Origin of the sequence: Streptomyces durmitorensis (genome assembly GCF_023498005.1) — a bacterium.
In the GTDB taxonomy this organism is placed as follows: Bacteria; Actinomycetota; Actinomycetes; order Streptomycetales; family Streptomycetaceae; genus Streptomyces; species Streptomyces durmitorensis.
This window is the reverse complement of sequence record NZ_CP097289.1, coordinates 3569581-3594960: the sequence shown is the minus strand read 5'-3', so window position 1 is coordinate 3594960 and position 25380 is coordinate 3569581. Positions and strand designations below refer to the sequence as shown.

The following is a 25380-nucleotide window of genomic DNA, read 5'->3' as shown; positions in this document are numbered from 1 at the left end:
ACCTGCGTCAAAGAATTCCTGGCCCCGCAGGCGTAAGGGGCGGCGCAGTATCGCAGCCACATCGCCGAATTGAGTGGTTTTGCGGGCGCGCGTTGCGCAAGCGATGCAGACCGATGTTGGTCATCGGGTCCTGCCATGCGGGATAATGGCCTGGAAGCAATATGTTCGATGCCGGTGACACCTGGGTTGTCGGCTGCGATGAGCTGGTTTCAGGAAGGGGAACGAGCATGGCGGCCATGAAGCCGCGGACGGGCGACGGCCCGCTCGAGGTGACCAAGGAGGGGCGGGGCATCGTCATGCGCGTTCCGCTCGAAGGCGGCGGACGACTTGTCGTCGAACTGACTCCGGACGAGGCCGATGCACTCGGCGACGCCCTGAAGAAGGTCGTCGGCTGACGCGGAAGCGCCCACACTTTTTCACTGCCCCGGCATCGTAACGACGTGCCGGGGCAGTGCTATGTCCGGGGTTGAGAGCGCCCCTGTAAGGGGCGCGGGGAACTGCGCGGCCAGCCACGACGTGCCCGCAGATGAGACTCTGTCCGCCCCAGCGGAGCGCTACCGCTTGACGGCGCAGAGAAGCCCGTCGCCCACCGGGAGCAGCGCCGGCATCAGGTCCTGGCTCTCGCGCACCGTGCGCAGGAGCTCGCGGATGCGCAGTACTTCGGCGGGCTGCGGACCTGAGTCCACCGTCCGGCCGTCGGAGAAGGCGCCCTCGAAGCAGACGAGCCCGCCGGGGCGCAGCAGGCGCAACGATTCAGCGAGGTAGTCCAGGTACTCCGTGCGGTCGCCGTCACAGAACACGAGGTCGTAACCGCCGTCGGCGAGCCGCGGCAGTACGTCGAGTGCGCGGCCGGGGATGAACCGCGCGCGGTTGCCGGCGAATCCGGCGGCGCGGAAGGCCTCCCGCGCGAACTGCTGGCGGTCGGGCTCGGGGTCGACGGTCGTCAGGACGCCGTCGGGCCGCATGCCGTGCAGCAGATGGAGCCCGGACACGCCGGTGCCCGTCCCGATCTCGGCGACGGCCTTGGCGTCCGCCGTGGCGGCCAGCATGCGCAGTGCGGCGCCGGTACCGGGAGACACCGAGGGCAGCCCTGCCTCCTGGGCCCGGTCACGGGCCCAGCGCGCTGCTTCGTCCTCGGCGACAAAGGCGTCGGCGAACGCCCAGCTCGTCTGCCGGTTGCCGGTAATGGCCCTCTCCTGTCCCCGTGGATGCCTGGCCGTGACTGTATCCGTAAGGGGTGGGAACCCGCAGATGGGACCGGGCGTTTAGTAGGGGTAGGCGGACGCCGGGGGTAACGAATGGATCAAGAATGGCTGCGGGCCCTGCGACCAGGCAGGACAGCCGGCAGGAAGCCCGTACCAAATTCCAGTAAAAACGCTTATCCGGAGCTAACGGGCGAGGTGGTTATGGTAGGGGCTCCACTGGACACCACCAGAGCCGACAGGGGAGGTGCGGCTGCGTCCGCGGATCGGGGAGGAGCGCTGAGGCGCTTTCTCGGGTTGGCGGGTGAGCCGAAATCCGTGACCGACACCGCTGACCGATTCCACACCGCCAGCTCCGCTCAGACCGCGACCTTTGCCGCTGATGCGGAATCGCAGGCGTGGACTCCGCCCACCTGGGAGGAGATCGTCAGCACGCACAGCGGACGGGTCTATCGCCTGGCGTACCGCCTGACCGGCAATCAGCACGACGCCGAGGACCTCACGCAAGAGGTCTTCGTCCGTGTCTTCCGGTCCCTGTCGACCTACACCCCCGGCACGTTCGAGGGCTGGCTGCACCGCATCACCACGAACCTCTTCCTGGACATGGTGCGCCGCAAGCAGCGCATCCGCTTCGACGCCCTCGGTGACGACGCGGCAGAGCGCCTCCCCAGCCGTGAGCCCTCCCCGCAGCAGGTCTTCAACGACACGCACTTCGACGCGGACGTGCAGCAGGCGCTCGACACCCTCGCTCCCGAGTTCCGTGCCGCAGTGGTCCTGTGCGACATCGAGGGCCTCTCGTACGAGGAGATCGCCGCAACCCTGGGCGTCAAGCTGGGCACGGTCCGCAGCCGTATCCACCGTGGCCGCTCGCAGCTGCGCAAGGCCCTTCAGCACCGGTCGCCCGAAGCCCGCGCCGAGCGCCGCTCGCTCGCAGGAGCCGTGGCGCTGGGAGGAGGGGGCGCGACCGCGTGAGTGGATCACGGTCGAATCCTGCCGAGCGGCATCTGGCCGAGCAGCATCTGGGGGACCGACTCGCCGCCCTGGTGGACGGCGAGTTGGGCCATGACGCGCGTGAGCGAGTCCTCGCTCATCTCGCGACCTGTCCGAAGTGCAAGACCGAGGCCGACGCACAGCGGCGGCTCAAGAGTGTTTTCGCGGAGGTGGCACCGCCACCCCCGTCCGAGAGTTTCCTGGCGCGCCTTCAAGGCCTTCCCGGCGGAGGCAGCGAGCCTCCATCCGGCCCCAGGCCCCCTGGAAGCGGAGGCTTCGCCACCGCGGACACGGACTCAGGGCTGCCGCCCACCGGAATCTTCGGCGTAAGGCCGGAGACCTTCGGCTATGCGCCCTCGGGCAGCCATGCCGCCGTACTGCCCGGCTCGGGACGCGGTTTCCGCCTCCATGACGTCAGTCGGCACGACGTCGGTCGTCACGAGGCCGAGCGGTCGCTGTGGCGCGGGCGGCGGTTCGCCTTCGCTGCCGCCGGTGCGGTGTCGCTGGCCGCGATAGCGCTGGGCGGCGTCACGACGGGCATGCCCGCCGACCCGGGTGAGCCGCGCGCGGGCTCGGGCAGCAGTAGCAACAGCTCGGGCAACGGCAGCAGCACGGGCAGCAACAGCAATGCGTCGCCGCTGCGTTCGCCGGGGGCGGGTGCCGCCACGGCTCCCGACTCCGTCCGCCGCCGTGGCAGCAATCCGCTGTCCGTGCAGGGTCAGCGTCCTGGGGTCCTCGCGGCGCCGGTCGCGCCCACCCAGGCGACCGGGCCGCTGCTGCCCGGGGTGCCGGTGCGGGGTCCTCGCGTCCAGCAGCCCGAGCCCGTGTCCGCCAGGCACGAGGTGACGGCGCCGATGCTGACCGGCGCGGCGATCATGTCCCCTCTGATACGTCCGGTCTCTCCCGTGACACCTGGCGGCGCGTCTCCGGCCGCTGCCGTGCCGAATCTGGGCGGCGTCGCTTCGGGCGGCGGGGCGGAGCCGACGCACACCGCGGTGGCCTCGCCCATAGAGGGCACGTTGCAGGGCACTTCGCAGATCCGCTGACGTGCTCTGCGCTTCGACGCGGGAACCTGGTTGAATCCTCGGTGGGCCGTGCCTGCCCGAGGCTTGTGGCGGGCGCGGAGTTGAGCACGTGATCGGCGTCCGCCGTAGGCCAGGTGTGGGGAGAGCATGGACGAGGGCAAGCCCACAAAGGCGAAGTGGTGGAGCCGCCCCAGGTCGGCGTCCGCGCCTGACGGAACGGGAACGGAGCGGGGCGGCCCCGACGGAGAGATAGGCACCACCGGGGCCGAGGCGGAAGACACCGCCGGGCGAGCGGAGGACGCGTCCGGCGACTTCACCCTGGCCGCGGCGGCCCCGCCAAGCGCCGAGCCCGCCCAGGCGCCCGCTTCCGAGCCACGTCCCGACTCCGCGGCGGCTTCTGCCTTCGGGCAGGGCTCTGACCTGCCGTCCGGCTCCGCGCAGGTTCCTGCCTCCGCGCCGGGTTCCGAGCCGACTCCCGCTTCCGCGCAGGGCTTCGAGCTGCGTTCCGAGTCCGCACCAGCGCCTGACTTCGTGCAGGGCTCTGGCCTGCGTTCCGACTCCGCAGCGGCTTCTGCCTTCGTGCAGGGCTCTGACCTGCCGTCCGGCTCCGCGCAGGTTCCTGCCTCCGCGCCGGGCTTCGAGTCGGCTCCTGGCTTCGCGCCGGGCTCCGAGCGCGCGGCCGAGTCCGGCTCAGTGCCAGGCTCTGGTTCCGCATCCGGCTTCGAGCCCGCGTCCCCGCCTGCCTCCGCGCACGGCGTCCCCTCGGCGGCTCCGGCCGCCGCAGTTGCCCCGGACGCAGCCACTCCTGCCGGCGCCGCTCCTGGTGGCCTTGGTCCGGGCGACTCCGCCCCGGGTGTTCCCGCCCAGGCAGGTACCCCCGCCGACCGCCCCCGCCCGCTGCACGACCCCGATCCGTACAGCACCCCGCCCTACGGCGAGCCAGGCCCCTGGGCCCCCGCCCCGCCCGTACAGCACCCGGCGGCGACTCCCGCGCACGGAACGCAGCTCCCGGCGGCGGGCCACAGCGGAACCCCGCCCCACGGAACCCCCGGCCAGGCTCCGGCCCCGGCCCACGGCGCCACCCCGCCGCACGGCACCCCGCACCCCGCGCCCCCACAGGGCGTTGCCCCGCAGCCGCAGCCGCAGCCGCAGCCGCAGCCGCAGCCGCAGCCGCAGCCGCAGCCGCAGCCGCAGCCGCAGCCGCAGCCGCAGCCGCAGCCGCAGCCGCAGCCCCACCACCAGCCTCAGCAGCCCCACCCGCAGCCTCAGCAACCCCACCCGCACCCCCAAGCCGCCGCCCCTCCCCGCCGGCCCTACGACCCCTGGAACGCCCCCCTCCAGCAGAGCGGTGCCGTTCCCGTCGATGAGGCGAAGCAGAAGAAGCGGGCGCGGCGGATCATTCTGGTCGGGATCGCCGTCATCACCCTCGTGGCCGGCGGCATCGGCGGAGCCCTCGGCGCCTATCTCGAGCGGAACGCCGGCGTATCGGACATCGAGCTGTCGCAGTCGGACGCCCAGGACAAGGTGCGGGCCAAGGACAGCGTCGCCGGGATCGCGGCGAGCTCGCTGCCCGGCGTCGTGACCCTGCACGTCAGCGGCGACGACGCGCAGGGCACCGGCACCGGCTTCGTGCTCGACGGCAAGGGCCACATCCTCACCAACAACCACGTGGTCGAGCCCGCGGGGACCGGCGGCGAGATATCGGTGACCTTCAGCGGCGGCGAGACGGCCAAGGCGGAGGTCATAGGACGCGACTCCGGGTACGACCTCGCCGTGGTCAAGGTCTCCGGGGTGCGCGGGCTCAAGCCGCTGCCCCTCGGCAACTCCGAGAACGTCCAGGTGGGCGACCCCGTGGTGGCCATCGGCGCCCCGTTCGACCTGGAGAACACCGTCACCTCCGGCATCATCAGCGCCAAGGAGCGCCCCATCACCGCCGGAGGCGAGAAGGGCGACGGCAGCGACATCAGCTACGTCGACGCACTCCAGACCGACGCACCCATCAACCCCGGCAACTCCGGTGGCCCGCTGATGGACGCGGACGCCCGCGTCATCGGCATCAACAGCGCCATCCGCTCCGCCGACGACAGCTCGGCGCCCGGCGGCGGCCAGGCGGGTTCCATCGGCCTCGGCTTCGCCATCCCCATCAACCAGGGCAAGCGGGTCGCCGAAGAGCTGATCAACACCGGCAAGGCCACGCACCCTGTGATTGGTGTCACGCTCGACATGGAGTACACGGGCGACGGAGCCCGCGTCGGCGAGAAGGGCAAGGACGGCGGCCCCGCCGTGAACGAAGGCGGACCGGGTGATCGCGCCGGAATCAAGCCGGGCGACGTCATCACCGAAGTGGACGGCCAGCGCATCCACTCCGGCGACGAGCTCATCGTCAAGATCCGCGCCCATCGCCCGAAGGACAGCCTCGAATTGACGGTCCAGCGCGCGGGAAAGGACCGGAAAGTGACGCTCGTGCTCGGTGCGTCGGGCGGAAGCTGATCCACGTCTGTCGCCCAGCGGCTACCGGACGGACAGGAACGCCGGGTACCGTGGACCCGGTCCGGATGGCAAGGAGCTCAAGGTGTTCTCAGACATTGGCCCGCTCGAGGTAGTGGCGCTGATCATCCTCGCCGTGCTCGTTTTCGGCCCGGACAAGCTGCCCAAGCTCATTCAGGACGCGACGCGGACCATCCGTAAGATCCGAGAATTCTCGGACAGCGCCAAGGCGGATATTCGCAGTGAACTGGGCCCGGAATTCAAGGACTTCGAGTTCGAGGACCTGAATCCGAAGACCTTCATCCGCAAGCAGCTCGACAACGACGAGCTCGGCCTGAAGGAAATCCGGAACGGCTTCGACCTCAAGAAGGAGATGGCCGAGGTCACGGACGCCGTGCACGGGCGGGAGAGTGAATCCTCCGACGGCGCGACCGGCGCGACCGGCACGGACAGCGCGTCCGAAGCGGCCGGCGGCCGTATCGACATGGCCAAGAAGGACGGCCGTATCGACATGGACAAGAAGCCCGAGAAGGCCGCTCCCGCCGACCCTCCGCCGTTCGACGCGGACGCCACCTGACCCCCACCTGACCTCCTGAGAGGCACCCGCGGGACGCCCCTGAGCGCGCCCCCGGTCACTCCCTTCGAGACACCCGACCGCCTACCGGTGTCCCAGCTTCCGGAACGGGTGTGGCTATCCTGCCTTGTTGTCCGGCTGAGGACGCCCGAGGGGGGCGGGCCCTGCGGACCGATGAGAACGAGGAGGCGGCCGGGTACATGGAGACGACAAGTCGCGTAGGCGCACAGGCGCCGGCCGCGGACGGCACCGCACAAGCGATGCCCTCCGCCCGGCGCACGGTCGACAGCTATCTGCTGGCGCCCTTCCCCTGGTACGGCCTCGACGAGGCCTTCACCGGGGAGCGCTGGCTGATGCAGGTCGGCACCGCCGCGGACGGCGCGGTGGAGCACGGCTCCATCGGGCACGGCGATGAGCCGTCGGTCCGGAGCGACGGGCCCTTCGGGAACAGCGACAAGGAGCGCTTCGCGGTCGTGGTGACCGTCGCGGCCAACCCGGTGCGGCGCAGCCCGGACGGCACGGGCCTCCTGGAGGCGACGTCGGTGTCGTCGGCGGCCTGGCTCGCCGGAGTGGGGCTGCTGTCCTTCACCTGGCCGAACCAGATGGACCACAGCCTGCGTGACGACTGGCTCGACCAGCAGACCGAGACGGCCTGGGTCCTCGCGGACGACCTCCAGGGCGAGGACTGGTCGACGCTGTCGCTGCCGGTGGACGGGGTGCCGACCTCGTTCCACTACCGCGAGTCCGAGTTCGGCTGGGTGCTCGCCGGTTCCACCAAGGAAGGCGTGCCCCTGGGCGCCTACGGGCGCGGCATGAGCGCGTACGGCCTGGGCTTCTCGGTGGTCAAGGACATCCACGAGTACGCGAACTAGACCTCGCGCACACGCATACGCCGACGCACACGCATACGCCGATGGGGGCGCCGCTCATGACGAGCGGCGCCCCCATCGGCGTATGGCGGGAAGGCTCAGAACTTGTTGCGCGGGGTGATTCCCAGGGTCATGCCCGCGAGGCCGCGCTGGCGGCCGCCCAGCTTGCCCGCGATGGTGCGCAGCGCGGAGCCCGCGGGGGAGTCCGGGTCGGAGAGGACCACGGGCTTGCCCTCGTCGCCGCCCTCGCGCAGGCGGACGTCGATCGGGATGGAGCCGAGGACCGGGACGTTCGTGCCCGTCGTCTTCGTGAGGCCCTCGGCGACGCGCTGGCCGCCGCCCGTGCCGAAGACGTCGACCATCTCGCCGCAGTGCGGGCAGGGAAGCCCTGCCATGTTCTCGACGACACCGACGATCTTCTGGTGGGTCTGCACCGCGATGGAGCCCGCGCGCTCGGCGACCTCGGCCGCCGCCTGCTGGGGCGTCGTGACGACGAGGATCTCCGCGTTCGGGACCAGCTGGGCGACGGAGATCGCGATGTCGCCGGTGCCCGGGGGCAGGTCGAGGAGCAGGACGTCCAGGTCGCCCCAGAAGACGTCCGCGAGGAACTGCTGGAGGGCGCGGTGGAGCATCGGGCCGCGCCACACGACCGGGGCGTTGCCGGGCGTGAACATGCCGATCGAGATGACCTTCACGCCGTGCGCCGACGGCGGCATGATCATGTCCTCGACCTGGGTGGGCTTGCCGTCCGCGCCCAGCATCCGGGGCACGGAGTGGCCGTAGATGTCCGCGTCCACGACGCCGACCTTCAGGCCGTCCGCCGCCATCGCGGCCGCGAGGTTCACCGTCACCGACGACTTGCCGACGCCGCCCTTGCCGGACGCGACGGCGTAGACACGGGTCAGCGAGCCGGGCTTGGCGAAGGGGACCTCGCGCTCGGCGGTGCCGCCGCGCAGCGCGCTCGCCAGCTCCTTGCGCTGCTCGTCGCTCATCACGTCGAGGGTGACGTCGACGCGCGTGACGCCCTCGACGGCAGCGACCGCGTCGGTCACGTTCTTCGTGATGGTCTCGCGCATCGGGCACCCGGAGACCGTGAGGTACACGGTGACCGCCACCGCCCCATCAGGGGAGATGTCTACCGATTTGACCATCCCCAACTCGGTGATCGGTCGGTGGATCTCGGGGTCGTTCACCGTCGCCAGTGCTTCACGCACCGCGTCTTCCGTAGCCATACGTCCGATAGTACGGCGCGGTAACCCTGCCCCGGAAAGAGCCGTCAACGGTCGCCTACATCACGCCCGCCGCTCTCCTCCGCGGGGAATACGACGCGCTGGCCCCTGCGCTGCTCCTCCAGCTCCTTGACCAGGTCCTGGAGCTCGGAACGGATCCAGTCGCGGGTGGCGACCTCGCCGAGGCCCATGCGCAGCGAGGCGATCTCGCGGCTCAGATATTCGGTGTCCGCGATGGAGCGCTCGTTCTGTTTGCGGTCCTGTTCGAGGTTGACCCGGTCCCGGTCGTCCTGCCGGTTCTGCGCGAGCAGGATCAGGGGAGCCGCGTAGGACGCCTGGAGGGACAGCGCGAGGGTCAGGAACAGGAACGGGAACGGGTCGAAGCGCAGCACCTCGGGGGCCCAGACGTTCCAGCCGACCCACACGATGATGGTGATCGTCATCCAGACGATGAACCGCCCCGTGCCCAGGAACCGCGCGATCCGCTCGGAGAGCCGCCCGAACGCCTCGGGGTCGTACTCCGGCAGGAGCTTGCGCCGAGGCGGCCGCGGCTGGTCGAGCCGGAAGCGGGGCGCGGTCCGCGGCTCGACACGGGCATCCCGCTCGCGGTCAGCCGGCGGCATCGCGCACTCCCTCGTCCTGGTGGAACTCGGTCTCGCGCCAGTCGTCCGGCAGCATGTGGTCGAGCACGTCGTCGACCGTGACCGCGCCAAGGAGCGAGCCGCTCTCGTCGACGACGGGGGCCGCCACCATGTCGTACGTGGCGAAGAACCCGGCGACCTGCGGCAGCGCGGTCTGCGGCAGGAGCGTCTGGAGGTCGTCGTCGAGGATCGAGCTGACCAGCGTGTACGGCGGATCGCGCAGGAGCCGCTGGAAGTGCACAGTGCCCAGGTACTTGCCCGTCGGCGTCTCGTCCGGCGGACGGCACACGTAGACCTGTGCGGCGAGCGCGGGGGAGAGGTCCTGCTGGCGCACCCGCGCCAGGGCGTCGGCGACCGTCGCGTCGGGCCTCAGCACGATCGGCTCGGTCGTCATCAGACCGCCGGCGGTGCGCTCCTCGTACGCCATCAGGCGCCGCACGTCGGCGGCGTCGTCCGGCTGCATCAGCGTGAGCAGCCGCTCCTTGTCGTCCTCGGGCAGCTCGGCGAGCAGGTCGGCGGCGTCGTCCGGGTCCATCGCCTCCAGGACGTCGGCGGCGCGCTCCTCCTTGAGCTTGCCGAGGATCTCGATCTGGTCGTCCTCCGGGAGCTCTTCGAGGACGTCGGCGAGCCGGTCGTCGTCGAGGGCGGCGGCCACCTCGGCCCGCCGCTTCGGGGACAGGTGGTGCAGGACGTTGGCGAGGTCGGCGGGGCGCAGCTGCTCGAAGGTGGCGAGCAGGCTCTCCGCGCCCTGGCCGTGCTCCTCCAGGGAGAACCCGTCGACGGCCGACCACTCGACGGTGAGCGTCTCGCCCTTGCGTCGGAAGGTGCCCGCCTTCCCCTTGCGTACGAAGACCCGGTCGATCTCCCAGTCGCGGCGGGCCGGCAGCTGCTGCACCGCCACGTCGAGGACGGTCACCTCCTCGTCCGTCTCGACGAGCCTGACCCGCCGGTCGAGCATCTCGCCGAGCACGAGCCGCTCGGTGGGCCGCTGCTCGAAACGCCGCACGTTCAGTACGCCGGTCGTGATGACCTGGCCCGTCTCGATGCCCGTCACGCGGGTCATGGGCAGGAAGATGCGGCGCCGCGTGGACAGCTCGACGACGAGGCCCAGGAGCCGGGGCGGCCTGCGCTGCACCCGGAGCATCGCCACCAGGTCGCGCACCCGGCCGACCTGGTCGCCGTTCGGGTCGAAGACGGCGGTACCGGCCAGATGCGAGACGAAGACCCGGGAGGCGGTTGCCGCCATCGCACGCGCCTCCCTCACTCGTAGCTTTTTGCGCCGTTCTGTCGGGCAATGCGGGCTTCAGGCTAGCCCGTCCCGGTCGGATACGCCCCGGCGGAGCGTACGGCCACACTGGCGCCGATCCAACTGGTCAGCACGGGTACGCTGCCGTACTGCCGTAGCCGTAGCCGTCGTCCCCACGAGAGGCAGCGCCCCCTGTGTCCGAGATTCCCCTGGTCCGCCGTACCCGCAGGACAGCACTGGTGAGCGCGGTGTGCGCGGGTCTCGTCATCGGGGTCACCGGTCTCACCGGGTGCAGCAGCGAGGAGGATCCGGACGCGGGCACGAACGGCATGGGGAAGCTCTCCGCCGCGAAGATCCAGAGCAAGTCCCGCGCGGCGGCCGACTCGGCGACCGCGGTGCGGCTCTCGGGCACTCTGGTCAGCAAGGGCCACACGTACAAGCTCGACATGCGCCTGAAGGACGAGGGCGGCACAGGTTCGGTCACCTCGAAGGGGGAGACCTTCCAGCTGCTGCGTGTCGGCAAGCAGCTCTTCCTGAAGGCCGACTCCGCCTTCTGGACCCACGAGGACGCCAAGGGCGGCCAGAAGCCCGGCAAGGCGGACGGCGCGGCCGCGGCCAAGCTCGACGGAAAGTACGTCAAGGTCCCCCAGGAAGACGCGTCCTACCAGCAGCTGAGCGGCTTCACGGACAAGGACGTCCTCCTGGCGGGCATGCTCACCCTGCACGGCGAGCTGGCCACCGGCGACCGCGGCACCACGTCCGGCAACCCCAGCATCGAGATCACCGGCGACAAGGGCGCGGGCGGCACCCTGGACGTCTCCCTCAAGGGCAAGCCCTACCCGCTGAGCCTGGAGCGCGCGGGCGACGCGGGCACGCTCCGACTCAGCGACTGGGGCAGGGACTTCCCGCTCAGCGAGCCGGACAAGGACGAGATGGTGGACTACGGCGAGCAGCTGCCCGAGTCCTGAGGGCGCGCGGCGCGCTAGCCGCGCCGCTTCTTGCGCTTGAACAACAGCCGGGGCAGCGCCTCGGGCACCGGCTGCCGGGTGGTCGCGCGGGTCGGCAGGGGCGGGGCCGCGAGGGAGCCGTCGGGCAGGTCGGTGATCGTCTTCTGCGGGGTGAGCCGGACGACCCGGCACTCGTCCGCCCAGCGCTGCGGCATCCGCTCGCCGTCGGGCGCGTTCAGGCGCTTGCCCTTGAGCTCGGCGACGGCCGCCTCCCACGCCTCGGAGCGCGGCGCGAGCTCGGTCACGAGCGCCGTCCAGGCGATGAGCCTGCCGCCCTTGTCCTTGCTCCGTACGGTCACTTCGGCGGTGCCGCCGTCGACGAGCCCCGGCAGTGGCTGCTCGCCGGGGCCGTCGCCGATGAGGTGCGCCGCGCCCTCGTGCCATACGTGCCACAGGGCGCGGGCCGGTTCTTCGCCGCGCACCCAGATGAGCCCCGACTTCTTGGTGGCCTCCTCGACGAGGGCCTGGGAGAGCAGCGTTTCTGTCATGCGCGCAGCCTACCGAGTGGGGTGCTGTGGGGTTCTAGAGCCAGCCGTTGCGCTTCAGGGTGCGGTGGATGGTCCAGCAGGCACCGGCGATGAGGCCGAGCACCATCGGGTAGCCGAACCGCCAGTGCAGCTCGGGCATGTGGTCGAAGTTCATGCCGTAGACACCGCAGACCGCCGTCGGCACGGCGATGATCGCCGCCCATGAGGTGATCTTGCGCATGTCCTCGTTCTGCGCGACCGCGGCCTGCGCGAGATTGGCCTGGAGGATCGAGTTGAGGAGTTCGTCGAAGCCGACGACCTGCTCCTGGACGCGGGCCAGGTGGTCGGCGACGTCACGGAAGTACTTCTGGATGTCCGGGTCGACCAGCCGCATCGGCCGCTCGCTCAGGAGCAGCATGGGCCGAAGCAGCGGCGACACGGCCCGCTTGAACTCCAGGACCTCACGCTTGAGCTGATAGATCCGCCCGGCGTCGACACCGCGCGCGGAGCCCTTGCCCTTGCTCGGGGCGGAGAAGACCTCGGTCTCCACCTCGTCGATGTCGTCCTGCATGGCGTCGGCGACCGCGAGATAGCCGTCGACGACATGGTCAGCGATGGTGTGCAGGACGGCGGACGGGCCCTTGGCGAGCAGCTCGGGCTCCTCCTGGAGCCTGCGCCGCAGGGCGCGCAGCGAGCCGTGGCCGCCGTGCCGCACGGTGATGAAGAAGTCCCGGCCGGTGAAGCACATCACCTCGCCGGTCTCCACGATCTCGCTGGTCGCGGTGAGTTCGGCGTGCTCGACGTAGTGGATGGTCTTGAAGACGGTGAAGAGCGTGTCGTCGTAGCGCTCCAGCTTGGGCCGCTGGTGTGCGTGCACCGCGTCCTCGACGGCGAGGGGGTGCAGCCCGAACTCGGCGGCGATACCGGAGAATTCGGCCTCGGTCGGCTCGTGCAGACCGATCCAGGCGAAGCCGCCCTCGCGACGCACCTGGAGCATCGCCTCGTGCGGCGTGAGCGTGTCGTCGCAGGCCGCGCGGCGCCCGTCGCGGTAGACGGCGCAGTCGACGACGGCGGAGGCGGCGGTGGGGTCGCGCGTGGTGTCGTACGAGCTGTAGGCGCTGCCGTCCTTGCGGAGCGAGGGGCGGACGGCGGCGCGGAGGTCACGGATCATCGACATGGGCAGGCTCCTTTGACGGAGGCCGCCGGCGGCGGGTGGAACTACCCGGAATGGGGACGTCCTGCTGAGGATGTTTGGCACGTCCACAAAGCGGGGAGCACCGCACCATCGCGGTGGCAGCTTCGCTACTGACTCAGATCAAAGAACTCAGAGAGATCAGGTGGAAACGAAGTGCTCTTCCGTCGCACGCGAGCACGGGGAGTACAGGCGCGCAGTGGCAGCTACAGGGCTGCGTGAGGTGTCAGACGGAAGAACGGGTGGTACTGCACGGTCGACTTCGATCCATGGCAGCCCCACCTCCTCCGGCCGGTCCCCCGTAGGGGAGTCCCAAGCGCGTAGCGCGCGAAGTCATCTGCCCGGGCTTGAAAGCGCGCTCTGCGTGCTGCCCGGAACCAGCGGCCAACACTATCAGCCGACTGAAGTGTCAAGCCCCGTCTTTACCCGCCACTGACGAGTTCTATGCTCGCGTCATGGCTGATGTTCTTGCTCTGGTCGAGGCCCGTCTCCGCACTGGCCTCGGTGAACCGGACGCCCGCGCCGCGGTGACCTTCCTCGGTACCGACCGCGTGGAAGTGCTGCGCTTCACGGACGGGGACGTGGTCAGGTACGCCACGCTCGGTATGGCGGCCCAGCCGATGGCCGACCCCACCGCCCCGCTGGCCGACCCCGTCAAGGGCCCGCGCGCGGAGCTGATCCTCTCGGTGCGGGGCGGCGTCGCCGACACGGACAAGGTGCTGCGGCCCTTGGCCGTCCTTGCCGCGTCGCCCCAGGTCGAGGGCCTGATCGTGGCTCCCGGCGCCTCGCTCGACGTGGGTGAACCGCTGTGGCCCGGCGCGCAGTTCACGTCGGTCCTTGTCGCGGAGCCGGGCGGTCTGGTGGAGGACCTGGAGCTCGACGAGCCGATGGAGCCCGTACGGTTCCTTCCGCTGCTGCCCATGACGCCGAACGAGGGCGCGTGGAAGCGGGTGCACGGCGCGCAGGCCCTCCAGGAGCGCTGGCTGAACAGCGGAACGGACCTGCGCGATCCGCTGCGCAAGTCCGTGCCCCTGGACTGAATCCCCGTACCGAATCCCCGTACTCAATCCCCGTACGGAAGAAGTCAGTTGGCGAAGACGGTGACGCCGTCCTCCGTCGCGTGCTTCGGTTCGAGCTCCTCGGCTTCGTGGGTGAGGGCGTCCTTGCGGACCCAGACCACGACCGCGCCGAGCGCCGCCGTGATCGCCGCGACCACGAACGGGACGTGGATGTTGCTCCACTCCTCGATCTTCGGCGCGAAGAACGGCGCCGCGGCGGCGGCGAACCACCGGACGAAGTTGTAACCGGCGCTGGCCACCGGCCGCGGCGCGTCCGATACGCCGAGCGCCAGCTCGGTGTAGACGGTGTTGTTCACGCCGATGAAGGCGCCGGACAGGATCGTGCAGACGATGGCCGTGGTGTGGTTGCCGTACCCGAGCACGAGCACGTCCACCGCGAGAAGGACCAGCGAACCGCCCAGCACCTTCAACGAGCCGAACCGCGCCTGCAGCCGCGGGGCCACGAGCACCGAGAAGACCGCGAGCAGCAGACCCCAGGCGAAGAAGATCGCACCCGACTTGTACGGGGTCATGTTCAGCACGAACGGCGTGAAGGCCAGGACCGTGAAGAACGTGTAGTTGTAGAAGAACGCGGAGGCGGCGGCCGACGCGAGCCCGCCGTGGCCGAGCGCCTTGATCGGGGCGAGCAGTGACGTCTTCTGCGCGGGCCTCGGCTGCTCCTTCAGGAACGCCGTGATGCAGAGGAACCCGACCGCCATCAAGGCCGCGGTGCCGAAGAACGGGTAGCGCCAGCTCGCGTTGCCGAGCACCGCGCCGAGCAGCGGCCCGCACGCCATGCCGAGGCCGAGCGCCGACTCGTAGAGCAGGATCGCCGCGGCGCTGCCGCCGGCCGCCGCTCCGACGATGACGGCGAGCGCGGTCGACACGAAGAGGGCGTTGCCAAGACCCCAGCCCGCGCGGAACCCGACGAGCTCACCGACCGAGCCCGAGGTGCCTGCGAGCCCCGCGAAGACCACGACGAGCGCGAGCCCGAGGAGCAGGGTCTTCTTGCCGCCGATCCGGCTGGAGACGAATCCGGTCACCAGCATCGCGACGGCGGTGATCAGGAAGTACGAGGTGAAGAGCAGGGAGACCTGGCTGGCGGACGCGTCCAGGCCCTTGGCGATGGAGGGGAGGATCGGGTCGACGAGCCCGATGCCCATGAAGGCGACGACGGACGCGCCTGCCGTGGCCCAGACGGCCTTCGGCTGACGCAGAAGACTGGTCGCCCCCTCGTCGAACGGATCCCCTTCCGCGGGGCCTCCTGTGCTGCTGTTCATGCCTGCTCCTTAGCGGCTTCGTCGAGATCGTTGACGTATACACATATTAGTTAGCCAGCCTAAAAGATGCAAGCTACATCTAGTTTTGCCTGGTGACAGCGCCACCGGACGGGTGATCGTCCTTGACGGAGCGACGACCGGGGAGGACCGTTGGGCGCTATGAGGGGCGAACCCAGTTGCCCGAAGTGTGGTGGCCGGGTCAGGGCTCCCGGTCTCTTTGCCGACTCCTGGCAGTGCGATGTGCACGGGACGGTGCATCCGCTGCAACCTGTGATCCCGCCCAGCGTCGAGGCCCTCCAGGTCGTGGTGCACCGTGCGCAGGTGCCGGTCTGGATGCCGTGGCCGCTGCCGGTCGGCTGGCTCTTCACGGGCGTGGCCTGCGCGGGGGACGACCGCAGCGGCGGCCGTGCGACCGCCGTGGCCTGCTCGGGGCCCGCGCCGCTCGGCGGCATGGGTGAGCTGGTGCTCGTCGCCGAGGAGCTCGGCGTCGGTCTCGGCGCGCGGTACGCGGGCATCGACGGCCCGGACCCCGGCCCGTATCTGAACGTCGAGAAGCCGCCGCAGGCCAAGCTGCTCGCGGCCGGGCGGCCGACCCCGATGTGGCATGTGGCGGGCACGCCGGACGACCGCGCGGTCTTCGCGGGCGAGGCGCGCGGCCTGTGGCTGTGGGCGATCGCGTGGCCGGAGCAGTCGGGCCTCTTGATGTACGACGAGCTGGTGCTCACCGATCTGCGGGACGCGGGGGCCGAGGTGGACCTGCTGCCGTGCGGGGCGCTTTCGCCGCGGATCCTGATGCCGTGAGGGCGGATCCCGCTGCCGTCGTGAGGTGAGTCGTGAGGTGTGTCGTGAGGTGAGGGGAGTCTCCTTCGCGACGGCCGGGGGAGCGTGCGCGTCCCGCTATCCTTGAGCTTCCCCCTCGCGACCGTCCCTCGTGGACCGGTCCGTGTCCGCCCCGTCAGAGCCTGGAGTACGCGTCGTGCGCATCGACCTGCACACCCACTCCACCGCTTCCGACGGCACGGACAGCCCGGCGCAGCTGGTCCGCAACGCTGCCGCCGCCGGTCTCGATGTCGTCGCGCTCACGGACCACGACACCACCCGCGGGTACGCGGAGGCCGTCGCGGCGCTGCCCGCAGGCCTCACCCTCGTGACCGGCGCCGAACTCTCCTGCCGCCTCGACGGCGTGGGCCTGCACATGCTGGCCTACCTCTTCGACCCCGACGAGCCGGAGCTCGCCCGCGAGCGCGAGCTCGTGCGCGACGACCGGGTGCCCCGCGCGCAGACGATGGTCGGCAAGCTCCAGGAGCTCGGCGTCCCGGTCACCTGGGAGCAGGTCGCGCGCATCGCGGGCGACGGCTCGGTGGGCCGCCCGCACATCGCCGAGGCCCTGGTCGAACTGGGCGTCGTGCCCACCGTCTCGGACGCCTTCACGCCGGACTGGCTCGCCGACGGCGGCCGTGCGTACGCCGAGAAGCACGAACTGGACCCCTTCGACGCGATCCGCCTGGTCAAGGCCGCGGGCGGCGTCACCGTCTTCGCGCACCCGGCGGCCGTCAAGCGCGGGCAGGTCGTGCCGGAGGCCGCCATAGCTGAGCTGGCCGCGGCCGGTCTCGACGGCGTCGAGGCCGATCACATGGACCACGACCCGGCCACCCGCACCCGGCTGCACGGCCTGGCGGCGGACCTCGGCCTCCTGGCCACGGGGTCGAGCGACTACCACGGCAGCCGCAAGACCTGCGTGCTCGGGGAGTTCACCACTGACCCCGAGATCTACGGCGAGATCACGCGCCGGGCGACCGGGGCGTTCCCGGTGCCGGGCGCGGGCGGAAGCCCCGCCGCTTAGCTGCGGCCCCGCATCTGCTCACCTTTTCCGCCGCCGTCCGCGCGGCACTTTCGTACGACTCACTGCAAGGCCATCACTGTGTTCGACGTCGCCGTCTTCGGATCCCTCTTTCTCACCCTTTTTGTGATCATGGACCCTCCCGGGATCACGCCGATCTTCCTCGGACTCACCTCCGGGCGCCCCGCCAAGGTGCAGAAGAAGATGGCCTTCCAGGCCGTCTGCGTCGCCTTCGGCGTGATCGCGGTCTTCGGGCTCCTGGGCCATCAGATCCTCGACTACCTGCATGTCTCCGTCCCCGCGCTGATGATCGCGGGTGGGCTGCTGCTCCTGCTGATCGCGCTCGACCTGCTCACCGGCAAGACGGACGAGCCGAAGCAGACCAAGGACGTCAACGTCGCGCTCGTGCCGCTCGGCATGCCGCTGCTCGCGGGGCCCGGCGCGATCGTCTCCGTCATCCTGGCCGTCCAGGACGCCGACAGCGTCGGCACGCAGATCTCCGTGTGGGCGGCGATCGTGGCGATGCACGTCGTGCTGTGGCTCGTGATGCGCTACTCGCTACTGATCATCCGGGTCATCAAGGACGGCGGCGTGGTCCTGGTGACGCGGCTCGCGGGGATGATGCTCTCCGCGATCGCGGTGCAGCAGATCATCAACGGCGTGACACAGGTGATCAACGGCGGCTAGGCGCCGGCGACGGACGGGGTGGGCCGGGAGCCAGGGCCTCCGGGCATGCCAAGGGCCCCGTACCAAAGGTGTACGGGGCCCTTCAACCTGTGCATCAACTCAACCTGTGCATCAACCTGAGCGTTACGAGGCCGGGGATTCGGCCGGTCGGATATAGATGCGCTGGCCGATCGCTGCGGCCTGCTGCACGATCCGATTGACGGAGGCGGCGTCTACGACGGTCCGGTCCACGGCGGCGCCGTCGACGTCGTCGAGTCGCATGATTTCGAAGCGCATAGGGCTTCTCCCTTCGTCTGGTCATCCTCCTGAAGGAGAACTACTGGAGTTGTGGTCCCCCGGGACAGCTGTGTCCGGTGTTCCATACGGGTACAACGAGTTGCCCCCAGCAAACATTCCCTACGCTAAGGAAATTTTTCGACAGACTAATTACTCACGAGTAGCGAGACCGGTTGTGTTCGCTGCGTGACCACCGGGACAATGGACCCCAATGAACGACGAGATCGACATCAGCGCCCAGATCAGCGTCCAGCTGGAGCGCGCCAACGGACTCCTCGAGCGCGTGCTCGCCGAGGTGGCGAAGACACCGTCCACGCACGCGATCTTCGTCGATGCCGGATATGTGTACGCGGCGGCGGGACGCCTCGCGGTCGGCACGGAGGACCGGCGCGCCTTCGACCTGGACGCGGAGGGTCTGATCGAGGCCTTCATCGACAAGGCGCGCACGATCTTCGCGGACAGCCGTCTGCTGCGCGTCTACTGGTACGACGGTGCGCGGCGCCGCATCCACACCGTGGAGCAGCAGTCGATCGCGGAGCTCCCCGACGTCAAGGTCCGCCTGGGCAACCTCAACGCGAACAACCAGCAGAAGGGCGTGGACTCCCTCATCCGGACGGATCTGGAGTCACTGGCCCGGCACCGCGCCATCAGCGACGCGGCCCTGATCGGGGGCGACGAGGACCTGGTCTCGGCGGTGGAGGCGGCGCAGGGGTACGGCGCGCGGGTGCACCTGTGGGGCATCGAGGCGTCCGAGGGCGGCCGCAACCAGGCGGAGCCGCTGCTGTGGGAGGTCGACAGCCAGCGCACGTTCGACCTGGACTTCTTCAAGCCGTACGTGTCCCGGCGCGCCGCCACGGCGACGTACGAGGCGGTGGGCACGCCCCGGCCCTCGCGCGAGGACGTCCGTTTCGTGGGCGCGCAGATCGCCGCGAAGTGGCTGGCCGAGCGGGGGCGCGCGGCGCTGGTCGACCTGCTGCCGGGGCATCCCTATCTGCCGGGGTCGGTGGACCAGGAGCTCCTGGTGGAGGCCGAGAAGCTGCTGGCGTACTCGCTGCGGGGGCAGTCGGATCTGCGGCGGGCGCTGCGGGACGGGTTCTGGGAGAACTTGCAGACGCGGTACTAGTCGCTGAGGGGTCGGCGGCTGTACGGGGTCAGCCCCTACGCGTTGTTGTTGTTTCCTGTTGTTGTTGTTCCCTGGTCCCAGAAGGCGATGAGGGCGGCGGCCGTCTCCGTCGGCCGGTCGGTGTTGGGGGAGTGCTCGGCGCCGGTGACGACTGTGCGGTGGGCGTGCAGCCGGTCCGCCATGTCGTCGAGCCAGGCGATGGGCCAGGTGTCGTCGCGCTCGCCGGAGATGACGTGCTTGCGCAAGGGGACGGCGTCGAGCTCCGCGACGCGGTCGGGCTCGGCGCAGAGCTGCTTGCCGGTGGCGATGAGCTGGGCGGGGCTGTGCCGCAGCCAGCGCGTGCGCAGGGCCGCACCGTCGAGGTCGGCGTCCTCGGGCGGGTCAAGGGCCTGCATGGCCGCCCATACGTCGGCCATGGAGAGGGCGGCGAGCGCGTCGGTCAGCATCTTGGCGCGGTCCTGCTGCGAGGGCGAGACGGCGGCGGGGCCGGAGGACATGAGGGTGAGCGAGGCGAAGGTGTCGGCGGGGGCGCTGAGGGTGGCGGCGCGGGCGATGAGGCCGCCGAGGGAGTGGCCGAGAAGGTGCGGGGTGCCGCCGACGGCTTCGGTCTGGGCGAGGACGTCCTGGGCCAACTCGGCCTGGATGTAAGGGGATTCGTCCTTCGCCGGGCCTTCGGTCTCGTACTGCCCCCGGCCGTCGACGGAAACCGCTCGATACCCGGCATCTGCGATGGGCTTGAGCAGGGCGATGAAGTCCTCCTTGCTCCCGGTGAATCCGGGGAGCAGGAGGACCGTGCCCTTGGCCTGGCCGGCCGGGGGGCGGGCGTCGAGCGCGGCGAAGTCGCCGCGGGCCGTTCGGAGGCGGTGGGCGTCGACGCCGGGGGGCGGGGTGAAGGTCGGGGGCCTGCTCATGCGTCTGAGGCTAGCGGCCTTCGCGGGGCGGTGCGGGGGGTGGGGCCGGTGCGTCCCGCCCGGGGGGCGTGGGCGGTTACTCGGGCCGGCGGTGCCCGCGGGCGGCTTTCCCGCGCTCCGCGCGGATCCTCCCCACCCACCCGCCCGTTTGCCCCGCGGTGGGGAGGGGGCTGGGTGGGGGCTGGTCGCCGGGGTGCCCTGCGGGAACGGGGCCGGCGCTTCGCGCCCGGTTCTTCCCCGCGCACCTGCCTGTTGCTCCGCGGTGGGGAGGGCGGCTGGGTGTGGGGCTGGCCGCCGGTGTCGTGCGATCAGCTGTCCCGGCGCTTCGCGCCGGATCTTTCCCGCCCACCCGCCCGTTGCTCCGCGGTGGGAGGGGCTGGGTGGGGGCTTGTCACCGGTGTTGCGCGATCAGCTGTCCCGGCGCTTCGCGCCGGATCCTTCCCGCCCACCCACCCGTTGCCCCGCGTTTTCAGACCTTCCTCGTCCGTCCGTTGCCCCGGGGCCTCCCCGGCCGCTCGTTGCCCCGGGGCCTCCCCGGCCGCTCGTTGCCCCGGGTCCTCCCTGGCCGCTCGTCGCCCCGCGCGGGTTGTCCCTCCCCGGCCGCTCGTCGGCCCGCGCGGGTTGTCCTGGTCCGGCCGCTCGTTGCCCGCGCGGATCCTTTCCGCCCACCTGCCTGTTGTCCTGTGCGGATCCTTCCCGCCCGCCCGTTTCCGCGCGTGGGTTCTCCCCGCCCGCTCATCCGGTCACCCTTTGGCTGCGGGGCAAACGGGTGGGTGGGCGGGAAAGGTTCGGCGCGGAGCGCCGGGTTGGGGCTGTTGGGGTGCCCCGTTGCTGCGGGGGGATCGGGTGGGTGGGAGAGGTTGGGGGCGCGGGAGGTGGCTTCAACTGGGCGGTGGTGAAAGGGAGTTGCCCGGGGGGTGGTACGCCGAAGGCCCGGCGTCCCTGTGAGGGGGCCGGGCCTTCGGTTCAGAACTCGGTGGAGCTTCAGCTCTCCGGCGCTTCGGCCGGCGCAGCCACCTTGCGGGCCCTGCGGCGCGGCTTGGTGACGGCGGCCTCCTCGGCGGCAACCGGAGCCTCCGCAGCCTTGCGCGTACGGCGGCGCGGCTTGGTCTCCTCCGTCGGCTGAGCGGGAATCTCGGCCTCGACCGTGTCGACCACGGCTTCTGCTGCCTTGCGCGTGCGGCGTGCCCGCGGCTTGGTGGCCGGGGCCTCCGCCTCGGGTGCCTCCGTAGCCTCGGCCTCGACGACCGGCTCGGCTGCCTTGCGGGTGCGGCGGCGCGGCTTGGCTGCGGGCGCCTCCGCCTCGACTGCCTCGACCGTGTCGACCACGGCTTCCGCTGCCTTGCGCGTGCGCCGTGCTCGCGGCTTCGTGGCCGGGGCCTCGGCCTCGGGTGCCTCCGTAGCCTCGGCCTCGACGACCGGCTCGGCCGCCTTGCGGGTGCGGCGGCGCGGCTTGGCTGCGGGCGCCTCCGCCTCGATTGCCTCGACCGTGTCGACCACGGTCTCCGCTGCCTTGCGCGTGCGCCGTGCTCGCGGCTTCGTGGCGGGAGTCTCGGTCTCGGCCGCTTCCGCGACCTCGGCCACCGGCTCCGCAGCCTTGCGGGTGCGGCGGCGCGGCTTCGTGGCCGGAGCCTCGGCTTCCGTCGTCTCCACGGCCTCGACCGTCTCGACCACGGCCTCCGCAGCCTCCGAGCCGCTCCGCGTCCGGCGACGGCGGCGCGGCGTACGCGGCTCCGTCAGCTCGGCCTCGGGGGCGGACACGGCGGCAGGGGCAGCGGCAGCGGCAGGCGCGGCCTCGGCCACTGCCACGGCCGGAGCAGGAGTCTCCAGCGGCGTACCCGAACGCGTGCGGCGACGCCGGCGCGGCGTACGCGCCTCACGCGGCTCGCGCTCCACCTCGGTGGCCGGACCGCGGTTACGGTCACGACCGCCGTCACGACCGCCGTCACGACCGCCGTCACGACCGCGGTCCCGCCCGCGCGAGCCACCCTTGCCGCCCGTCTCGCCGAGGTCTTCGATCTCCTCGGCGCGGAGCCCGGCACGGGTCCGCTCGGCGCGCGGCAGGACACCCTTCGTGCCCGCCGGGATGTTCAGCTCCTCGTACAGGTGAGGGGAGCTGGAGTACGTCTCGACCGGGTCGCTGAAGTCGAGGTTCAGCGCCTTGTTGATCAGCTGCCAGCGCGGGATGTCGTCCCAGTCGACCAGCGTGATCGCGATGCCCTTGGCACCCGCGCGGCCGGTGCGGCCGATGCGGTGCAGGTAGGTCTTCTCGTCCTCGGGGGACTGGTAGTTGATGACGTGGGTGACGCCACCGACGTCGATGCCGCGCGCGGCGACGTCCGTGCAGACGAGCACGTCCACCTTGCCGTTGCGGAACGCGCGCAGCGCCTGCTCGCGGGCGCCCTGGCCGAGGTCGCCGTGCACGGCGCCCGAGGCGAAGCCGCGCTTCTCGAGCTGCTCGGCGATGTCGGCGGCGGTCCGCTTCGTACGGCAGAAGATCATCGCGAGTCCGCGGCCGTCGGCCTGCAGGATGCGCGAGACCATCTCGGGCTTGTCCATGTTGTGCGCGCGGTACACGTGCTGCTTCGTGTTCGCGACGGTCTGGCCCTCGTCGTCCGGCGCGGTGGCGCGGATGTGCGTGGGCTGCGACATGTAGCGACGGGCCAGGCCGATGACCGCGCCCGGCATGGTCGCCGAGAACAGCATCGTCTGACGCTTCGGCGGCAGCATGTTGATGATCCGCTCGACGTCGGGCAGGAAGCCCAGGTCGAGCATCTCGTCGGCCTCGTCGAGGACCAGGCACTTGATGTGCTTGAGGTTGAGCTTCTTCTGGCCCGCGAGGTCGAGCAGACGACCCGGCGTGCCGACGACGATGTCGATGCCCTTCTTGAGGGCCTCGACCTGCGGCTCGTAGGCACGGCCGCCGTATATGGCGAGGACGCGTACGTTCCGCGCCTTGCCGGCGGTCAGGAGGTCGTTCGTGACCTGCTGGCAGAGCTCACGCGTGGGGACGACGATGAGCGCCTGCGGGGCGTCGGTCAGCTGCTCGGGCTTGGCCCGGCCCGCCTCGACGTCCGCGGGGACGGTGACGTGCTCCAGGAGCGGCAGTCCGAAGCCGAGCGTCTTGCCGGTGCCGGTCTTGGCCTGGCCGATGACGTCGGAGCCGGAGAGCGCTACGGGCAGCGTCATCTCTTGGATGGGGAAAGGGCTGATGATGCCGACGGCCTCAAGGGCCTCGGCCGTCTCGGAGAGAATTCCGAGATCGCGGAAAGTCGTAGTCAGGGCATTGCCTCTTCTGTGAGACGCGGCCCGAGGCGAACGCTGGGGGTCGTGACCGTGCCACTACCGCCGGCTGCTTGGGGGGCGGGGCCGGGGGCGCGGGACCACTGCCTGCGCTCGAGCGCTCGTACCGCTGAGGTTCCCTCCTCGTGCCGTCCGCACTGCGCGGGCCGCCTGGAGGGCTGTCGGGTCGGAGCCGATCGGGCCTCCGACCGGGCATCCTCATTCGTACGGCCCGACGAATATTCGGCGGGCGCATTACCACTGTACCCCGGAATCTCGCAGCCGTGTCTGGCGAATTGGTCACGTAGTCGTCGTCACAGTCACTGACCAGGCCCTTACACGTTGCTGCGAGCGGGCTATTGTGCGGTTTATGGAGACGCCTGACACCGCCGCTGACACGCCTGCCGAACCCACCGGAATCGCCGCCCAGGACTGGAGGACCGCCGCCGCCGAGCCGCACTACCGCGCCGCGGTCGTGGACCTGCTCGGAGCGCTCGCCTACGGAGAGCTCGCGGCGTTCGAGCGGCTCGCGGAGGACGCGAAGCTGGCGCCGACGCTCGGCGACAAGGCGGAGCTGGCGAAGATGGCGTCGGCTGAATTCCACCACTTCGAGCAGTTGCGGGACCGGCTCTCCGCGATCGGCGCGGACGCGACCGAGGCGATGGAGCCCTTCGTGGCCGCGCTCGACGGCTTCCACCGTCAGACGGCGCCGTCCGACTGGCTTGAGGGCCTGGTCAAGGCGTACGTGGGTGACTCGATCGCCAGTGACTTCTACCGCGAGGTGGCGGCGCGGCTCGACGGTGACACCCGGCGTCTCGTCCTCGGGGTGCTCGACGACACGGGGCACGCGAGCTTCGCCGTGGAGAAGGTGCGGGCCGCGATCGACGCGGATCCGCGTGTGGGTGGGCGGCTCGCGCTGTGGGCCCGTCGCCTGATGGGCGAGGCGCTCTCGCAGTCGCAGCGGGTGGTCGCCGATCGGGATGCCTTGTCGACCATGCTGGTCGGGGGCGTTGCCGATGGGTTCGACCTTGCCGAGGTCGGGCGGATGTTCTCTCGGATCACTGAGGCGCACACGAAGCGGATGGCTGCGCTGGGCTTGGCGGCGTAGGCGCTCCGCTGGGTTTCGCGGATTTCCCCCTGCGGGTGTGCTGTGGCTTGTCGCGCAGTTCCCCGCGCCCCTACGGGCGCTGACCCCGCCAGTTCCCCCCCCCGCCCCTACGCCGTCGCTGAGCGACGGCGTAGGTGGGAGCGGCTGGGGCGGAGCAGGAGTGAGAGTAGGGCTGCCGCCACGGCTACCGCGCCGGCGATCGTGGCGGGTGTGTGGCCCGCGCCCAGGGCCATGTGCGTGACGAAGGATCCGATCACCGCGCCCGCCGCGCCGGTCGACAGGACCAGGCTGCGCGCCGGGAGCCGGTGGGGCAGTCGGTGGGCCGCGCCCCATGCCAGGGCGAAACCGAGCAGTGCGGAGCCGAGTGCTTCCAGAATCACAGGGTGTTCCCTCCCTCGCGGCCAGGTGCAAAACGGTCGTAGCCGGTCTTACCCCTGGGGGCCGGAATGCAATCCTCCAGACCCTCGGCGCGTGGGCGCGCGTCAACACACGAGAACGGCCCGGTGGTTGTGACCACCGGGCCGTTCTCGTCGTTCGTCCTGCGTGCAGCGCCCGTGAACTACAGGGCGCTGAAGCCCACCTTGCGTGCGGTCGGCTCACCGAGCTCGACGTACGCAAGGCGGTCGGCCGGAACCAGGACCTTGCGGCCGTGGTCGTCCACGAGGCTCAGCAGCGGCGACTTGCCGGTCAGCGCCTCGGACACCGCGCGCTCGACTTCCTCGGCACTCTGGGTGCTCTCGAGCACGATCTCGCGGGGCGCGTACTGCACGCCGATCTTGACCTCCACGGCTTTGTCCCTCCGACGGTCAGTGATGTGCGCGGGCGTCCGCGCCGTACTCAGCACACATTAGCCCGGTGAAGCGACGCCCATGCTTCCGCCGCTGCA

Annotated in this window: 25 protein-coding genes; 13 read left to right on the top strand and 12 right to left on the bottom strand. The window is 70.8% G+C overall.

Features of this window, described 5'->3' with window-relative positions:
* The first annotated feature begins 227 nt into the window (after positions 1-227).
* The gene (locus M4V62_RS15930) at positions 228-395 is read left to right on the top strand and encodes a DUF3117 domain-containing protein (RefSeq protein ID WP_003966491.1); all 168 of its coding nucleotides are present in this window, start codon (positions 228-230) and stop codon (positions 393-395) included.
* Between the two features lie 159 nt (positions 396-554).
* Here the strand turns inward: M4V62_RS15930 and M4V62_RS15925 are convergent, their stop codons facing one another.
* The gene (locus M4V62_RS15925; protein WP_283779160.1) at positions 555-1253 is read right to left on the bottom strand and encodes an O-methyltransferase; all 699 of its coding nucleotides are present in this window, start codon (positions 1251-1253) and stop codon (positions 555-557) included.
* A 153-nt stretch (positions 1254-1406) separates the two neighbouring features.
* Here M4V62_RS15925 and sigE point away from each other — a divergent pair, with 153 nt between their 5' ends.
* From sigE to M4V62_RS15900, 5 genes are all read left to right on the top strand, one after another.
* On the top strand, positions 1407-2174 hold the full coding sequence (gene sigE, locus M4V62_RS15920) for an RNA polymerase sigma factor SigE (protein WP_249587925.1): 768 nt from the start codon (positions 1407-1409) through the stop codon (positions 2172-2174).
* Positions 2171-3238 (top strand): anti-sigma factor family protein, encoded by a 1068-nt coding sequence (locus M4V62_RS15915; RefSeq protein WP_249587924.1) that lies wholly within the window; start codon positions 2171-2173, stop codon positions 3236-3238. The genes sigE and M4V62_RS15915 overlap by 4 nt, the downstream gene beginning before the upstream one ends.
* A gap of 126 nt (positions 3239-3364) precedes the next feature.
* Positions 3365-5707 (top strand): trypsin-like peptidase domain-containing protein, encoded by a 2343-nt coding sequence (locus tag M4V62_RS15910; protein ID WP_249587923.1) that lies wholly within the window; start codon positions 3365-3367, stop codon positions 5705-5707.
* A gap of 82 nt (positions 5708-5789) precedes the next feature.
* Entirely contained in the window at positions 5790-6281 is a 492-nt protein-coding gene (locus tag M4V62_RS15905) for a sec-independent translocase (RefSeq protein ID WP_249587922.1), read from the top strand.
* A 197-nt stretch (positions 6282-6478) separates the two neighbouring features.
* Complete coding sequence (locus M4V62_RS15900) at positions 6479-7150, top strand: hypothetical protein (RefSeq protein ID WP_249587921.1); 672 nt, start codon at positions 6479-6481, stop codon at positions 7148-7150.
* A 95-nt stretch (positions 7151-7245) separates the two neighbouring features.
* Here the strand turns inward: M4V62_RS15900 and M4V62_RS15895 are convergent, their stop codons facing one another.
* Genes M4V62_RS15895 through M4V62_RS15885 form a run of 3 tightly spaced genes read right to left on the bottom strand, consistent with a single transcriptional unit; the run spans position 7246 to position 10263 of the window.
* Entirely contained in the window at positions 7246-8379 is a 1134-nt protein-coding gene (locus tag M4V62_RS15895) for an Mrp/NBP35 family ATP-binding protein (protein ID WP_249587920.1), read from the bottom strand.
* A gap of 44 nt (positions 8380-8423) precedes the next feature.
* Positions 8424-8999: a DUF1003 domain-containing protein gene (locus M4V62_RS15890; RefSeq protein ID WP_249587919.1), complete on the bottom strand. Its 576-nt coding sequence runs from the start codon at positions 8997-8999 to the stop codon at positions 8424-8426.
* Positions 8986-10263 carry a magnesium transporter MgtE N-terminal domain-containing protein gene (locus tag M4V62_RS15885; RefSeq protein ID WP_249587918.1) on the bottom strand — a complete coding sequence of 426 codons (1278 nt, stop codon included), beginning with the start codon at positions 10261-10263 and terminating at the stop codon, positions 8986-8988. The genes M4V62_RS15890 and M4V62_RS15885 overlap by 14 nt, the downstream gene beginning before the upstream one ends.
* Before the next feature lie 203 nt (positions 10264-10466).
* Here M4V62_RS15885 and M4V62_RS15880 point away from each other — a divergent pair, with 203 nt between their 5' ends.
* On the top strand, positions 10467-11231 hold the full coding sequence (locus M4V62_RS15880; protein ID WP_425575238.1) for a hypothetical protein: 765 nt from the start codon (positions 10467-10469) through the stop codon (positions 11229-11231).
* Positions 11232-11245: 14 nt separating this feature from the next.
* Here M4V62_RS15880 and M4V62_RS15875 read toward each other — a convergent pair whose 3' ends face one another.
* Complete coding sequence (locus M4V62_RS15875; protein WP_249587916.1) at positions 11246-11758, bottom strand: hypothetical protein; 513 nt, start codon at positions 11756-11758, stop codon at positions 11246-11248.
* A 34-nt stretch (positions 11759-11792) separates the two neighbouring features.
* Entirely contained in the window at positions 11793-12914 is a 1122-nt protein-coding gene (locus M4V62_RS15870; protein WP_249587915.1) for a magnesium and cobalt transport protein CorA, read from the bottom strand.
* A 470-nt stretch (positions 12915-13384) separates the two neighbouring features.
* Here M4V62_RS15870 and M4V62_RS15865 point away from each other — a divergent pair, with 470 nt between their 5' ends.
* The gene (locus M4V62_RS15865; RefSeq protein ID WP_249587914.1) at positions 13385-13969 is read left to right on the top strand and encodes a suppressor of fused domain protein; all 585 of its coding nucleotides are present in this window, start codon (positions 13385-13387) and stop codon (positions 13967-13969) included.
* A 44-nt stretch (positions 13970-14013) separates the two neighbouring features.
* Here M4V62_RS15865 and M4V62_RS15860 read toward each other — a convergent pair whose 3' ends face one another.
* Positions 14014-15267: an MFS transporter gene (locus M4V62_RS15860; RefSeq protein WP_249587913.1), complete on the bottom strand. Its 1254-nt coding sequence runs from the start codon at positions 15265-15267 to the stop codon at positions 14014-14016.
* A 159-nt stretch (positions 15268-15426) separates the two neighbouring features.
* Here M4V62_RS15860 and M4V62_RS15855 point away from each other — a divergent pair, with 159 nt between their 5' ends.
* The 3 genes from M4V62_RS15855 to M4V62_RS15845 all read left to right on the top strand — a co-directional run bounded on the left by M4V62_RS15855 (position 15427) and on the right by M4V62_RS15845 (position 17794).
* Complete coding sequence (locus M4V62_RS15855) at positions 15427-16068, top strand: DUF6758 family protein (protein WP_249587912.1); 642 nt, start codon at positions 15427-15429, stop codon at positions 16066-16068.
* Between the two features lie 175 nt (positions 16069-16243).
* A complete protein-coding gene (locus tag M4V62_RS15850; protein ID WP_249587911.1) occupies positions 16244-17110 on the top strand; it encodes a PHP domain-containing protein in 867 nt (288 codons plus the stop codon).
* A 78-nt stretch (positions 17111-17188) separates the two neighbouring features.
* Complete coding sequence (locus tag M4V62_RS15845; RefSeq protein ID WP_249587910.1) at positions 17189-17794, top strand: MarC family protein; 606 nt, start codon at positions 17189-17191, stop codon at positions 17792-17794.
* A gap of 123 nt (positions 17795-17917) precedes the next feature.
* Here the strand turns inward: M4V62_RS15845 and M4V62_RS15840 are convergent, their stop codons facing one another.
* Positions 17918-18070 carry a hypothetical protein gene (locus tag M4V62_RS15840; RefSeq protein ID WP_167829028.1) on the bottom strand — a complete coding sequence of 51 codons (153 nt, stop codon included), beginning with the start codon at positions 18068-18070 and terminating at the stop codon, positions 17918-17920.
* 211 nt (positions 18071-18281) lie between these two features.
* On the opposite strand from M4V62_RS15840, the gene M4V62_RS15835 reads away from it, so the two are divergent.
* On the top strand, positions 18282-19193 hold the full coding sequence (locus M4V62_RS15835) for an NYN domain-containing protein (protein ID WP_249587909.1): 912 nt from the start codon (positions 18282-18284) through the stop codon (positions 19191-19193).
* Positions 19194-19228: 35 nt separating this feature from the next.
* Here the strand turns inward: M4V62_RS15835 and M4V62_RS15830 are convergent, their stop codons facing one another.
* Together M4V62_RS15830 and M4V62_RS15825 are read right to left on the bottom strand one after the other, a co-directional pair.
* Positions 19229-20104 carry an alpha/beta fold hydrolase gene (locus M4V62_RS15830; protein ID WP_249587908.1) on the bottom strand — a complete coding sequence of 292 codons (876 nt, stop codon included), beginning with the start codon at positions 20102-20104 and terminating at the stop codon, positions 19229-19231.
* 984 nt (positions 20105-21088) lie between these two features.
* Entirely contained in the window at positions 21089-23293 is a 2205-nt protein-coding gene (locus M4V62_RS15825; RefSeq protein WP_249587907.1) for a DEAD/DEAH box helicase, read from the bottom strand.
* Positions 23294-23756: 463 nt separating this feature from the next.
* Between M4V62_RS15825 and M4V62_RS15820 the strand changes: the two genes are divergently transcribed.
* Positions 23757-24494 carry a ferritin-like fold-containing protein gene (locus M4V62_RS15820; protein ID WP_249587906.1) on the top strand — a complete coding sequence of 246 codons (738 nt, stop codon included), beginning with the start codon at positions 23757-23759 and terminating at the stop codon, positions 24492-24494.
* Between the two features lie 107 nt (positions 24495-24601).
* Here the strand turns inward: M4V62_RS15820 and M4V62_RS15815 are convergent, their stop codons facing one another.
* Both M4V62_RS15815 and M4V62_RS15810 read right to left on the bottom strand, forming a co-directional pair.
* Positions 24602-24874, bottom strand: coding sequence for a hypothetical protein (locus M4V62_RS15815; protein WP_249587905.1), 273 nt, complete (start codon positions 24872-24874; stop codon positions 24602-24604).
* A gap of 179 nt (positions 24875-25053) precedes the next feature.
* A complete protein-coding gene (locus tag M4V62_RS15810; protein ID WP_249587904.1) occupies positions 25054-25281 on the bottom strand; it encodes a DUF3107 domain-containing protein in 228 nt (75 codons plus the stop codon).
* Positions 25282-25380: the final 99 nt, after the last annotated feature.